Source organism: Paenibacillus sp. FSL M7-1046 (assembly GCF_038007405.1).
Taxonomy (GTDB): domain Bacteria; phylum Bacillota; class Bacilli; order Paenibacillales; family Paenibacillaceae; genus Paenibacillus_AQ.
In genome coordinates this window covers 855,710-868,862 of sequence record NZ_JBBOXB010000001.1, presented here as the reverse complement: position 1 = coordinate 868,862, position 13,153 = coordinate 855,710, and the positions used below count along the sequence as shown (strand labels likewise).

The window sequence follows — 13,153 nt, the reverse complement described above, 5'->3', positions numbered from 1 at the left end:
AAAAAGCACCGCCTTTCAGTTGCCTGAGGCGGTGCTTGCGCAGATAAGAGAGCTATTCAATAATTTCGTCCATCAGTATTTGAATTTTGGAGAGTGTATCGGCAATCTTGTCCAGCTCTGCGGTAGCGAAACGGTCAAACAGATCAAGAATCCGCCGTTCCCCTTGCTCCGTAAGTATGATATTGACCACTCTGCGGTCTTCCTTGGTGCGTACCCGTTCAATTAGAGCTGCCTCTTCCAATCTATCGCACATGGAGGAAGCGGCTCCCGGCGTAATGACGAATCGTTCAGAGATATCGGTGATATTCAGCTTTCCCGTAAGCCGCAGTTGGAACAACAGCATAATTTGGTTCTGGGTCAAGGATTCCTGCCTGTTAATTCTGTCAACGAAGGCCTGGGATTTATGCTGGACGGCTGCCATTCTATCCATCACCTGATGGATAGCTAATGTTTTCTCTTCTTCTGCGCTCATAGGCACGCTCCAATTTGTTATAGTTCTTAAAATATATAGAAGCTATAACTTTGTTGTCAAGCGTACCTGCTTCTGCTAGCGCAGTCCAATATCGTGAAAACGGTTGGCAATGGGTTCACGCAGCAAGTGACGGATCGACTGAATGGCGGCGGTTTCGGCTGCCTTGGCATCGCCGAATAAGGTTATTAGTTCTTTTAACCCGGAAGGCGGGAGAGGTTGCGTATGAAGTTCAACCTGCGTGATCGCCTCGAATATTTCCGACAACCGGGTATAATGTGCGGCGATCTCTTTTGCAGCTGGCCAGTACGCCAGGACTTCCTGTGCATACTTTGCCGCATCTTGTTTGGCAGCAGCGTAGACAAAAAATGTTTCGGTGGCTCCTTCAGCGTCATAGCAGCCGGAACGAAGTGCTTCTACAATGGCATCATAAGCCGCAAGCCCGCATGCATAACCGGACTCCGGCAGCATGATGTCATGGGTTTCCGCTTTGAAGACCGCTTGTATGAAAGATTCTTTAATGGCCTGCAGCACATCTATCTCGATCTGCTTCTCGTAGACCTGATAGTAGGCATAAGGAGAGAGGTTCCGCCCTAATGCTAAGAAGGGGAGTTCCTGGCAGGAATCTGCTATCCCGTCCAAATAATAAAATAGCTGCTTTTGTTCATGGTATCCGTTCACAATAACAAACCGGTCTTTCCATACCACTGCGCCCGTTCCGCGGTCAATGCATGCTTTGATATCAGAGATGGCCTGCTGCTGGTAGAGAGGAAAGGTAGGTGTGAAATTAAATCCGCCCATTTGGGAGGCGGTTACTCCAATCAGGTCACAAGCTACAAGATGCTCCGCCATCCAATTGTAGGCCGTGGCCGAATCGGAGTGGAGCTGCCTGTGAACGGAGAAGCGGAAACAGGCCGCCGTCATTCCGGACAACATACATTTCGGCAAAGTGAACCAGCCTTTCTCTGTCAAAATACCGTATAGGGCATCTGTAAACGAATGCGATTCCTGGCGGTATTGAAGCGAATGGAGAATGACTTTACTCATGAATAAATTCCTTCTTTCCGCCGTTCTTGTTCATAGCACGCGCTTAAATATTACCTTGCCGAATGTGCGCCCCATCTGGGCACAATAGAACGTTTGCGGTCAGGGTAACGTTCGGACACAATCCGGACCCGTTCCATTGCGCGTTCTTCGAGGGCCTCAGCTTTGGCCAGCGCTGCACATAATGAGGCTTGACGGTGCTCAGCCAATTGACCTGTTCCATTAAAGGAAGGCAGAGATACTGCAAGTTCTTCCGTCATTAGGTCTGCCAATTCACTGTATATGTGATGAACTTCATCCAGTCCCGGGATCAGCTGATGTACTTCCTGCAAATAATCCCTGATCTCCCTTCGTGCGTATACGTAGGAATCCAGAATATATGCGGCACCCGAAGAATCAAAGTCTCCCAGCTTCAAGGCTTGAATCAGGTATGAATAGGCGAGCCGGCCTGAGGCGATTTCCTTATCCGGCCATGTTTTGTAAGGTGTCTCCCAGTCATAGAGTGCCAGACGGAGAGATTCGAGCACCGCATCCTTCAAGGGAACCTCTACCTGATTGCCGAACACCTGGCAGTACCAGAAGGAGGTGAAGTTGATGCCGAAATTGTCATACAACACCACTTGGCTCTCCCCGGACCAGCCGTCCTGCAGATAAAATACCTTATCCGCATCATCATAGCCGTGAATTACCCCGAACTCCGGAATCCAATACAACGCTCCCACACCGGCATCTATGCTTTGTTTGATCCAAGCGATGGCAGCCTGCTGATACACTTCGAACGAGCTGTGCCTTGTGCGTCCGCCGTCATAGGCCGTGTGAATCCCCAGATTATCAATGGCAGGTGCATGTTCATTTCCCCACTGGCCGTATGCCGTGACCGACATAGGCAGAAGCCTGCGGTGCACTGAGAATTTGAAGGCCATGCCGCTAAGCCCGGAGAGCATATACTTTGGTCCTTCAAACCGCTGCGCGGCTGTCAGGATGGCATATAAGGCGTCTGTAAAAGACTTCGATTCACGTTTCATCTGAATATTATTAAGGTTCACTTGGATTCTCCTGTGGATTCAGCAAATCAAGCATCGCTTGGCATCTGCTGCTTATTTTGACTTGCAGCCATTGGGGGGCCAAAATTTGCAGCCATTCTGTAGTGAGCAGATGCTGCACGAACATCTCCGGATCGAAAAAATCCACTTCATAAATGTCTTTATCTATAAGATGTACCGGAAATCCGAGCCATGATTCTCCTTTGGGTGGAGCAGCCAGGCGGATCTGTGCCGTAAAAGGCTTGAGCTTTCGGACCTGTTCCTGCCGCAGTCCGCCGTCGGCTTCTCCATTGAACCGCCGCTCAGTCAGCTTCAAAGAACGGATGGAGGATAGCCGGAAGTGCTGGGGCGGACTATGTTCTGCCGTCTTGGCAATGACATGGTCATCATCGTAGTGGTTAACAAGCTTCAACGGGCAGATTTCCTGTTCACCCTCCTGCCCATCATGAACAATTCTTACAACTATACATTCTTTGATGGCATGCTCCAGCAGCTCAATATACTGCAGTACATGTACATTTACCGTAAAAATCGGCAGCTGTGCCTCTACACCGGGCTCCTGGTCATCGGTAAGCCGCTCCAGCAGGCTGCCAATCCGCCGTACTGCCGCTCCATTCTCGTAATTATAGCGGCTGTACCGGTAAGCCAAATATTTCAGAATCTGCTTTTCCTGATCGGTCATATAGAGATAGGGAAGCATGAAGCTGTCATCCTTATAGCAATACCCGCGCTGCTTCGCCACATATTGCAGCGGAGCCCGGAGGGAAGAGGCCATGTATTCGATATCCCGCTGAGCCTGGCGCTTGGAGATTTCGAACTGCCCGGCCAGATGATTACTGTTCGGATAACGCCCCGCCTTAATCTGCTGGTCGAACCATTGAATACGGTGGATATGGCTCAAGTAAGACGCTCCCTTTCATGATTATGGGAATCAGAGCTTGGCCCTGTGTTTGTTTATCTTCGAGTATAAGGAACCCGGCGGAATGAAACAAGGATGCCTGCACCTGTCTTATGCATATACGCATAAAAGAGAGAGGCACCCCCGACTAAGGATACGCTTAGCCTGTTATAGCATCAACTTTGACTTGCGGCGCTTTACTGCACCGCTTGCATACCTTATTTCCGGTTCCATCGCTCTTCACTTTTGGATAGAGTAGTTTAATGCGCGTAGTTTCACAGATCGGGCATGTCCCCCGCCCCCGTGACGGCAAGTTCCAAAGTACGCGGCCCCGTTTTGTTTTCGGCATAATCTTGAACCTCATTTCACAGTTTGAATGGTACCTTCGTAGTATAAAACAAGAGGTGCGACATAAAATGTCGTACCTCTTATAAATCCTGATCCAAATAAATGAGATAAAATACAATATTTATGCTCTTTTTTATATAAATGAATTAATTTCCCCTATATACTTAGCAGAATCTACTGTAAAGGAGAGTTTGGATGAACAATATCATCACAATTCTGAGCGTTGCTGCAATAGCTGTCATTATGTTTTTGATGAATAAATATGTGAAGAACAAAAGCCGGATGCGCCTCGTGCTGGCCATTATGTTTGTGCTCTATATTTCTACGTTTATCATCATAGGAATGTTAAAGGATTCATGAAGCTGTCCCCAAAACTGAATACATATTAAGATGAGGAGTCCGTGCAGAGTGCGGGCTTTTTTTGTTGAAAGATAAGAATTGATATGCTTCACGCTATAAATTATCCTTCTATTTCTCGCTGAAACGGATACCGTCCTTTTGAGGACGGCGAAGCCGTTTCCACTTATCTGTTCATAAAGCAGAATCACTTTCCGATAAAGAAAACAGTTGTTGAATGTACAAAATACTACATTTTTTTTGTTTATTCGACATCAGTAGATAGATAGGGCGGTGGCTTTTATGAGGGGAAACAAAGTATGGGGGTTATTGAAGGTGTGGGGGGCCCTCCTGGTCCTAACAGGAATTGTAGGTTGCAGCAACTCCGGTGACGGAAACAAGGAAGAGGCGGCAGCTCAGGAGGTTACACTAAAGTTTGTGTGGTGGGGGAAAGAGCAACGCAAAGAGGACACGCAGAAGGTAGTTGATTTGTATATGAAGGAGCATCCGGGCGTCAAGATTGTAACGGAGGATTTCTCCGGTACAGATGCGCTGTCTTCTCGTCTGGCTATGGATACGGCGGATCAGAAGGCTGCTGATATTATTCAGGGGGATTATGGATTTATATTCAATTATATTAATCGGGATCTCATTGAACCGCTTGGCCCTTATATTAAGAATAAGAGTCTTTCCATATCGGATGTTCCCCCGGAGTACCTGGCTCCAGGCATGAAAAATGATGAATTATATGCGGTCAATATCGGCATTAATTCAGAAGCTCTGATCTATGATCCGGCATTCCTTCAGGAGGCAGGCATTAAGGCACCTTCCCAGGACTATACAATAGATGAGCTGTACAAGACACTTGTAGAACTAAAAGAAACTATAGATGATCCCGATTTCTATCCGATGGGGAATATGTTTGCTGTGAGTTATTTTCTGAGAACCCGAGGCGTATCCATGTACAATGCGGAGGGAACGGCTCTTGGATATGATGATGACAAAGATCTGGCGGATTATTTCACCCTCTATAAAAAATGGACAGAGGAAGGGTTGATAGGCTCATTTAAGGGAGTCAGCAATGATGAGAATCATCCGGTAATAACCGGGAAGACGGCCTTCTTCTCCGTTTCCAGCAATGCATCGACAATCTTGAGCAGCAAGGCAGGAAGAACCATCAAGCTGCTGCCGCTGCCGAAGGCCGGGGACAAAGAAGGGCGCTTTATCAAACCCTCCATGTTCCTCGCGGTGTCATCCTATTCTAAATATCCGGAAGAAGCAGCCAAGTTCATTGATTTCTTCATTAATAATGCGGCAGCCAATGACATTCTGAAGGGAGAACGGGGAGTTCCTGTTTCCACTGTGATTGCTGCACAGCTCAGCGGCAAGCTGGATGAAGGGGGAAAACAACAGTACGAGCTGCTTGACTATCTCAAGACTCATTCATCCCCAATCGATCCTCCTGCTCCAAGCAGCGCCTTGATTGCTGACAATGCCTATAAAATCATCCTGGAACGTGTGCTGGACGGCAGCATAACCCCGGAACAAGCAGCTAAGAGTTATCGGGCAGAAGCCACCTCAATTCTGGACACAACAGATAAGGGGGCAGCGAAATGAGCACACTCAGAAACATGACGATTAAAAATAAATTATACGGCGGGTTCGGTCTGATTCTGATCCTCCTGCTGGTTGTAGCCTTCACCAGCTACTTTTACCTTTCCAAGGTCAATGATACCTACACACAACTTCTGACGAACAAATCCCAATCGGTTCAACTGATCAAGGATTTGCGAATTGCAGTGGAGCAGGAAAGGGCAAGCATCAGCAGTTTCCTGATTGATGGAGATGAGTCCAAAGTAGCTGACTTTGAGGGAGCGAAGAATCAGTTCCGCACTGCTCTTGGTCAGCTGAAATTGCTCACTACCGATCGTGATGACAAACAAATCCTCGCCGGACTCGATCTCCTGCAGGAGCATTACAGCGGTACTGCTATGCAAGTTATCGACAGTAAAAAGCGGAATAACAGCGATTATCTGGAGATCCTGCAAACGCAGGGACCTGTTCTAAGTAAATTCAGCAGTACGGCAGAACGGTTTGTTAAGCTTCAGGAGGAGGAGCTGGAGCTGGAAGCTAATGCAACCTTCAGTGATGTATCGGCTACTAAGAAGCTGGTCATTGCATTGACAGGCGCAGCCTTGCTTCTGGGAGCTCTGGCCGCGGCTCTGATCAGCAGGGCGATCTCGAACCCGATCCAGAAGCTCCAGAAGATGGCGGTTCAAATTGCCGGAGGGGATCTGCGGAATACTCTGGTGGAGATCAAGAATAAGGACGAGATTGGGCAACTGGCTGAGGCCTTCAATAACATGGGCAACCACTTGCGTGATCTGATCCGGGAAGTGGGCACGAATGCGGAGCATGTTGCCGCTTCATCGGAAGAGCTGACAGCCAGCGCGGAACAAACGGGACAAGCTACGGAGCATGTTGCGTCCATTACGGAGAAATTAGCGGAAGGAGCGCAGACGCAGGTGAACAGTATCGAAGCCAGCGTTGCGCTTGTTCAGAAGATGGACGGAGAGGCCGCGCAAATTGCGGAGCGTTCCATTCATGTCAAGGAATCGGTGGATGTAGCATCCGATCTGGCCACCAAAGGGATTCAGGCGGTTGAATCAGCAATTCACCAAATATCGGCTGTATCAAAAAATGTAAGTGAGGTTTCAGGAGTGGTCAGCACTTTGGCCGAAAGCTCCAGAGAAATCGGCGAAATTATCGCGATTATTACGGATATAGCGAACCAGACGAACCTGCTGTCGCTAAATGCGGCGATCGAAGCAGCAAGAGCAGGAGAGCATGGACGGGGTTTTGCTGTAGTAGCCAGTGAGGTGCGCAAGCTTGCGGAGAAGACTGCAGAATCCGGGAAACGCGTCTCTGAGGTGATTCATTCGATTCAATCGGAGACAAGCCGGACCCTCGTAATAGTCAGTCAAGGGGAGAAGGAAGTGGAGGCCGGCATTCATGCCGTCCAGACCGCCGGGCAATCCTTTGCCGAAATCGAAGCCTCCATACAAGAAATCAATGAACAGATTGGAGGCGTCTCGGATGCTTCCCAAGGAATGTCGCATGAAACTCATGAACTGGTAGTTGCCTTTGAGCAGATCAACAGGATCACGTTGGCCTCCTCCGAGGGGACCTATGACGTATCCGCCTCGGCGCAAGAGCAGTTGGCCAGTGTGGAGGAAATTGCAACGGCTTCAAGAATGCTGTCCGAGCTCGCTCAAGAGCTTCAGGAAAGTATTTCGAAGTTTTCAGTCTAATCAATCTATTGTTAAGAGGGTAACGTTTCTTCCTGGTTTCATAGTTTTATCAAATTATGGCAGGATAAATACACAATAGACCAACCAAAAAGCAAGGACTAAATGCCTTGTCGGGTGCGTTTTCCTCCGTGCTATAATGATCTAAAATCCTTTATTAGGAGCTGTTGTGTCGTGAAGGGTCAAAATGAAACGGAGATTGAACAATTACTGGATGCTTTGAGAATATCGTTGCCGCTTGTGCAGCGCTTGTTTCCGCTGGATGTCATGTTCGCATTAGCCGATTCGGACAAGTTCATCTATTATCTGCCGGGGAATGAGCTGGATATACGCATTCAAGAGGGAATGCCGGTTCCGCAGAATGGCGGGATTCGAAGATCCCTGGACACCGGCGAGACGGTTAGTGCAAATATTCCGAAGGAAATCTACGGATTGCCCTTCAAATCTTCGTCTATGCCGATTCAGGGGCAAGACGGGAAGGTTATCGGTGTTTTTACCATTGGGATCAGCCTGCACAATCAAGAAACGTTAAGCGATGCGGCCAATACTCTGGCAACAACCTCTGAAGAGATAAGCTCCACCTCCGGGGAGATAGCCGGAACCGCTTCTGATTTGGCGAATACCGTAAGCGATCTTAAGCTGCTCGGCCAGAAGGTTGTCGAAGAGCTGCATAGTACGGATGAGATTTTGGATTTCATCAAAAAGGTGGCGGACAACTCCAATCTGCTGGGCCTGAACGCCGCAATCGAAGCTGCACATGCCGCCGAGCATGGCCGGGGATTTGGGATAGTAGCGCAGGAGATTCGAAAGATGTCGGTCTCCAGCGCCTCCTCTGCCAAAGAAATCGCCAGCATCCTGCAGGCGATCAAGAAGAACATTACCCTGATGGATGCAACCCTGCTGGATTGTCTGGCACAGAGCGAGCGCCAGGCTGCGGCAACGGAGCAAATCACCGCGTCCATGCAGCAGTTAGCCGCTTCTGCAGTGGAGATCGAAAAGATCGCCCGCCTGATCTAACCCGGCCATTGGCATTTCATACCAGTGAGCTGAGAAGAATTGAATAATATATATGTGTGAAGAGTCCACCGTGGACTCTTTTTTAATTGTGATGTGTGAAGAGATGCGCACTATGAAACTCTGTATGCTATGCTGGCAAACATGTTACAGTGGAGGAAAGAATATTTATAGAAGCGATGGTGGCTATGCAGATTCAGTTACAGGATGAAATGATTCAAATCCATGTACAGTACGCGAAGCGGAAGAAGATCTCCCTTCATATAGATGCAATTGGGTTGATTACGGTAAAAGCCCCCAAGGGGACAAGCGACGAAATGATTTTGGGTGCGGTGGAGCGGCACGGCGAATGGATTCTGGACAAGCTGCGCAAGGGCCGGGAGGCGCGGCAGGCACCCAAAGCGAAGGAATATCAGGAGGAAGGGAAGTTTCTTTTCCTTGGGAAGGAATACCCGCTGCATGAATTGATTACCGTCGGTGAATGGGATGCGGAGAAGCTGAAGCTGGAACTCAAGAAGTTCTATTTTGCCCGTCTGAAGAAGATTGTCGCGGAACGGATCACCGTTTATCAGAATCAGCTCCGCGTAAAACCGAAGACGATCGAAATCGTTGAATCCAGAACCAAGTGGGGGAGCTGCAGCGCGGACAAGAAACTGACGTTTAATTACCGCCTGGCGATGGCCCCCGTCGAGGTTATTGATTATGTGATTATCCATGAGCTATGCCATCTGCTGCATATGAATCATGACCGGTCTTTTTGGCGCCGCCTCGGGAGTGTCATGCCGGATTACAAAGAGAAGGAAGAGTTTCTGGCCCGGTTTGGGCAATTCATGACTCTCTAAACATAGCAGATCCCGGGGTTGCGGCTGACTCGCTCTAACTTCCAGTTTCTAGGCGATATACGTAGCTGGATGCTTCATATGGGCCTGAAATGAAGAGTTGCTGCAGGTTCTCACAAATAAGCCGCCCGGGTAAGGAGTGCTTTCTGCTTCAATCCCTATGTAATCCGGAGTAAAAGCTTATTCCAAAGCTGCTGGCGGCAAGCCCGGACAGGCTCTTTCGGAGCACCTCATTTTCTCTATAATCTTTCTTGAAAATAAATCCCTGCATAACTTGTACCCCTTTCAATAAGCGTTGCCTAAAACAATTCTGCACGTCCGCAGCCAGTTCCTTTGTTGAATCGTCCATACGGCTAATTTGAACCTCTTGTCATGCTTGTCATGCCCGTCTGCATATTGCGGTGTTGTCCCTCATAGACATGTACTAATCAATGCATTCAAAACAGGTTAAGGGGATGATGTCATGCGCCGGATAACATGGGTACTCGCGATCATAATGAGCGTGGCCCTGGTGCTCGCGGGGTGCGGGAAGAAGGATGCCGCTTCCGTAGTCAAGGATTTGAACAATGTGTCTGACAAGCTGGAGAGCAAGCAGGGGGCCTACCAAGGTGCCGGCACGATGACCCTGTACACCGGCGAACAGCCGCAGGAGTACAAGGTGGAGGTGTGGTACAAAAATCCTTCCTACTACCGGATTAGCCTCTCCAATGTCCAGAAGGATGTAACGCAGATTGTTCTGCGCAATGATGAAGGGGTGTTCGTGCTGACACCGAGTCTCGGCAAGAGCTTCCGCTTCCAGAGCGATTGGCCGGATAGCCAAGGCCAGGTGTATTTGTACCAGACACTGGTCAACAGCATCGTCTCTGACAACAACCGCCAGTTTACGGAGGATGGGGACAACTACGTGTTTGAAGTGGCGGCAAATTACCAGAGCAGCGCACTGGTGCGCCAAAAAATATGGCTGACCAAAAAGACCTATGAACCGAAACAGGTGCAGGTCTCCGACTCCGAGGCCAAGGTTGTGGTCGATGTGAAGTTCGACAGCTTCAAGTTTGATCCGGAGCTCAATAAGGAATCTTTTGATATGCAAAAAAATATGGCGAACGGGACTCCTTCCGAAAGCACAGTAGCCGAGGTTGATGAGAACGGCAATCCGGTGGCTGCACCGGAGGACAAGGAACAGGCAGATCAGCCGGTTGCTGCGGAGCTTGGCGATTTCGGTATCATTGAACCGGAGTATATTCCTGCCGGTGTAGAATTTAAGGACAGCCACAAAATCGAGGACAGCAAGGATCATTCAGCGATCCTCCGTTATGACGGGATTTACCAGTATACGATTATGGAAGCCCGTCCGCTGGACCACACGGTATCGCTGGTTCCGGGAAAGGTAATCGATCTTGGCTTTACCGCAGGGCTTCTGAGCGGCGATGAACAACTGACTCTGACCTGGATGAACGACGGCGTGGAATTCCGCATTACCAGCGCGAACCTTCCAAAGTCCGAAATGATGCAAATTGCCGCTTCTATGGCGGAACAATCGGGTAAGTAATATTCAGTAGGCGGATACTGCGCATTGTGGGAGCCCATTCCTCTACAATCTGTATCCGCTTTTTACTTATTTTTGCCGTTAACCGCCCCTTTGGAGGACCAATCAGCAAGATAGCTGTACTTACATTGACAGCCGCCTTCCATTAGCATTACCATTGGCAGTAAGACTTGTGGTTCCATACGACAATCACAGAGATGTTTTACTACAATGTAAGAAGGTGACCCTGAAGTGCAAGTAAGCTATCGACCTACAGTAGCCGAGATTAATCTGGATGATCTGCGTGCCAATTACGAAGCCTTTCGTGCGGCCTTGCTGCCGGAGACTAAGTTTATGGGATGCGTCAAAGGAAATGCGTACGGCCATGGAGCAGTGGAAGTGACGCGGGAGCTTGAACGACTCGGAGCGGATTATGTTAGTGTAGCCTTTTTGGATGAGGCATTGGAGCTGCGTCAGGCGGGAATACTAATTCCTATTCTGGTGCTCGGCTACACCTCGCCGGAAGGAATAGCCGTTGCCTGGGAGTACAATATAACCGTAACACTGTTCACACCGGATGTACTGGAGGCAATAAGAAGGCTTCCTATAGATCCGGAGCACCGGCTGAAGGTGCATATCAAGATCGACAGCGGGATGGGAAGGCTGGGATTGCTGCCGGCTGACGCGCCCGGTTTCATCGCTGAAGTGCATTCTGTAGCGCAGGCGGAGCTGGAGGGTATGTTTACCCATTTTGCCAAGGCAGACGAAGAAAACAAAAGCTATACACTGATGCAGTACCGGCGGTTCATGAGCGTGGCGGAAACGCTTCGGGACAGAGAGATTGAAATCCCGATCATACATACGGGCAATAGCGCTACGGCCATTGATACACCTCTTCTATCCAGTAACATGGTGCGTGTAGGCATAAGCTTGTACGGTTTTTATCCATCGGCAGAGGTAAGCCATACAAAGGTGGCTTTACACCCGGTAATGACGCTGAAGACGCAGGCGGTTTATGTCAAAACCCTGCCGCCCGATTGGGGCATCAGCTACGGCACCCGTTACTTCACAGACAGCGAAGAGATCATTGCTACGCTGCCTGTGGGGTACGCAGATGGATATTCCCGCATGCTGACAGGCAAAGCGGAGGTGCTAATACGTGGACGTCGCGTTCCTGTCGTCGGAACGATCTGCATGGACCAGTGTATGGTATCGCTCAAATCTTTCGCTGAAGAAGCGGAACAAATCAAAGCTGGCGAAGAGGTTGTACTCATCGGAAGCCAGGCTGGCGTGTCCATCACGGCAGACGAACTGGCACTCCATCTGGGAACGATTCACTACGAGGTAATCTGTATGCTGGCCCACCGGGTGCCCCGCGTATATGTGCGTGAAGGTGCTACTCCGAACCTGGTGAATCCCTTGCTGCAGGCTTGATGTTCTTACTGTGTAACTTTTACAGGAATCGATAAAGGGAGCTGAACCGTAAAGACCTATGTGACTTATGGTCTATACGAACCGCCATTTCTAGTTTATAATGGGATGCAGCATACTTGATATACTGGTTGCATATATTCCTTGTATAAAATTCCTTGTATATTGTAACACTGAAACACAAGGGCAGAAGGTTTGTGGGGGTGGAAGAGAAGGTGGCCAATTTGCAGAACACCAAAAGAATTATGATCAGCTTGCCCGATCATCTCTTACAGGAAGTGGATGGGATCGCTCAATTGGAGAACTCTAACCGGAGTGAATTGATTAGGCAGGCCATGAAGCTGTATTTAAGCGAACGGAGGAAACGCACCATTCGTGAGTCCATGCAGCGGGGCTATATGGAAATGGCCAAGATCAATTTGACGATGGCATGCGAGGCCTTTCTCGCTGAGGAAGATGCAGACAGTACTCTTGGCCGCTTAGTAAGCGGGGTGTAGATATTGATCGTTAAACGCGGCGACGTTTTTTTTGCCGACCTTTCGCCGGTTGTAGGTTCAGAACAAGGCGGAGTACGGCCGGTACTGATTATTCAGAACGATATTGGCAACCGTTTCAGCCCGACGGTGATTGTGGCAGCCATCACTGCCCAGATCCAGAAGGCCAAACTGCCGACGCACGTGGAAATTGATGCGGCAGCCCACGGCTTTGACCGGGATTCCGTTATTCTCCTCGAGCAGGTTCGGACAATTGACAAACAACGCTTGACCGATAAGATCACCCACCTTGACGATGATACAATGAAGAAAGTGGATGATTCGCTGCAAATCAGTCTGGGCCTGATCGATTTCTAAATCAGGCAGGGCTACATAGTATAGAATGTGTAATGGAGGCACGTCCG

The 13,153-nt window shown here is 49.1% G+C and carries 14 protein-coding genes; 9 read left to right on the top strand and 5 right to left on the bottom strand.

The window, feature by feature from the left end; translation table 11 throughout:
* Nucleotides 1–52: 52 nt before the first annotated feature.
* The 5 genes from NYE29_RS03625 to NYE29_RS03605 form a co-directional block, all read right to left on the bottom strand.
* On the bottom strand, nucleotides 53–472 hold the full coding sequence (locus NYE29_RS03625) for a MarR family winged helix-turn-helix transcriptional regulator (protein ID WP_340894418.1): 420 nt from the start codon (nucleotides 470–472) through the stop codon (nucleotides 53–55).
* Between the two features lie 75 nt (nucleotides 473–547).
* Entirely contained in the window at nucleotides 548–1,516 is a 969-nt protein-coding gene (locus tag NYE29_RS03620; protein ID WP_340894417.1) for a hypothetical protein, read from the bottom strand.
* 50 nt (nucleotides 1,517–1,566) lie between these two features.
* Complete coding sequence (locus tag NYE29_RS03615; protein ID WP_340894416.1) at nucleotides 1,567–2,559, bottom strand: hypothetical protein; 993 nt, start codon at nucleotides 2,557–2,559, stop codon at nucleotides 1,567–1,569.
* On the bottom strand, nucleotides 2,549–3,457 hold the full coding sequence (locus tag NYE29_RS03610; protein WP_340894415.1) for a helix-turn-helix transcriptional regulator: 909 nt from the start codon (nucleotides 3,455–3,457) through the stop codon (nucleotides 2,549–2,551). The genes NYE29_RS03615 and NYE29_RS03610 overlap by 11 nt, the downstream gene beginning before the upstream one ends.
* A gap of 157 nt (nucleotides 3,458–3,614) precedes the next feature.
* Nucleotides 3,615–3,803 (bottom strand): hypothetical protein, encoded by a 189-nt coding sequence (locus NYE29_RS03605; protein WP_340894414.1) that lies wholly within the window; start codon nucleotides 3,801–3,803, stop codon nucleotides 3,615–3,617.
* A 194-nt stretch (nucleotides 3,804–3,997) separates the two neighbouring features.
* On the opposite strand from NYE29_RS03605, the gene NYE29_RS03600 reads away from it, so the two are divergent.
* The 9 genes from NYE29_RS03600 (at nucleotide 3,998) to NYE29_RS03560 (ending at nucleotide 13,106) form a co-directional block, all read left to right on the top strand.
* On the top strand, nucleotides 3,998–4,162 hold the full coding sequence (locus tag NYE29_RS03600) for a hypothetical protein (protein WP_179091764.1): 165 nt from the start codon (nucleotides 3,998–4,000) through the stop codon (nucleotides 4,160–4,162).
* A 279-nt stretch (nucleotides 4,163–4,441) separates the two neighbouring features.
* Entirely contained in the window at nucleotides 4,442–5,755 is a 1,314-nt protein-coding gene (locus NYE29_RS03595) for an ABC transporter substrate-binding protein (RefSeq protein WP_076111251.1), read from the top strand.
* A complete protein-coding gene (locus NYE29_RS03590; RefSeq protein WP_340894413.1) occupies nucleotides 5,752–7,449 on the top strand; it encodes a methyl-accepting chemotaxis protein in 1,698 nt (565 codons plus the stop codon). The genes NYE29_RS03595 and NYE29_RS03590 overlap by 4 nt, the downstream gene beginning before the upstream one ends.
* Nucleotides 7,450–7,620: 171 nt before the next feature.
* Complete coding sequence (locus NYE29_RS03585; RefSeq protein WP_076111249.1) at nucleotides 7,621–8,463, top strand: methyl-accepting chemotaxis protein; 843 nt, start codon at nucleotides 7,621–7,623, stop codon at nucleotides 8,461–8,463.
* A 185-nt stretch (nucleotides 8,464–8,648) separates the two neighbouring features.
* Nucleotides 8,649–9,302, top strand: coding sequence for a M48 family metallopeptidase (locus tag NYE29_RS03580; protein ID WP_340899598.1), 654 nt, complete (start codon nucleotides 8,649–8,651; stop codon nucleotides 9,300–9,302).
* A gap of 460 nt (nucleotides 9,303–9,762) precedes the next feature.
* Complete coding sequence (locus NYE29_RS03575; protein WP_076111246.1) at nucleotides 9,763–10,848, top strand: outer membrane lipoprotein-sorting protein; 1,086 nt, start codon at nucleotides 9,763–9,765, stop codon at nucleotides 10,846–10,848.
* Between the two features lie 228 nt (nucleotides 10,849–11,076).
* Entirely contained in the window at nucleotides 11,077–12,258 is a 1,182-nt protein-coding gene (gene alr / locus NYE29_RS03570; protein WP_076111245.1) for an alanine racemase, read from the top strand.
* A 212-nt stretch (nucleotides 12,259–12,470) separates the two neighbouring features.
* A complete protein-coding gene (locus NYE29_RS03565; RefSeq protein WP_076111276.1) occupies nucleotides 12,471–12,752 on the top strand; it encodes a CopG family ribbon-helix-helix protein in 282 nt (93 codons plus the stop codon).
* A gap of 3 nt (nucleotides 12,753–12,755) precedes the next feature.
* Complete coding sequence (locus NYE29_RS03560; protein ID WP_038586937.1) at nucleotides 12,756–13,106, top strand: type II toxin-antitoxin system PemK/MazF family toxin; 351 nt, start codon at nucleotides 12,756–12,758, stop codon at nucleotides 13,104–13,106.
* Nucleotides 13,107–13,153: the final 47 nt, after the last annotated feature.

Bases quoted from the DNA above. Each gene is read 5' to 3' on its own strand.
- NYE29_RS03625 (WP_340894418.1), bottom strand. From the start codon at position 472: ATGAGCGCAGAAGAAGAGAAAACATTAGCTATCCATCAGGTGATGGAT.
- NYE29_RS03620 (WP_340894417.1), bottom strand. From the start codon at position 1,516: ATGAGTAAAGTCATTCTCCATTCGCTTCAATACCGCCAGGAATCGCAT.
- NYE29_RS03605 (WP_340894414.1), bottom strand. From the start codon at position 3,803: ATGCCGAAAACAAAACGGGGCCGCGTACTTTGGAACTTGCCGTCACGG.
- NYE29_RS03600 (WP_179091764.1), top strand. From the start codon at position 3,998: ATGAACAATATCATCACAATTCTGAGCGTTGCTGCAATAGCTGTCATT.
- NYE29_RS03595 (WP_076111251.1), top strand. From the start codon at position 4,442: ATGAGGGGAAACAAAGTATGGGGGTTATTGAAGGTGTGGGGGGCCCTC.
- NYE29_RS03590 (WP_340894413.1), top strand. From the start codon at position 5,752: ATGAGCACACTCAGAAACATGACGATTAAAAATAAATTATACGGCGGG.
- NYE29_RS03580 (WP_340899598.1), top strand. From the start codon at position 8,649: ATGCAGATTCAGTTACAGGATGAAATGATTCAAATCCATGTACAGTAC.
- NYE29_RS03575 (WP_076111246.1), top strand. From the start codon at position 9,763: ATGCGCCGGATAACATGGGTACTCGCGATCATAATGAGCGTGGCCCTG.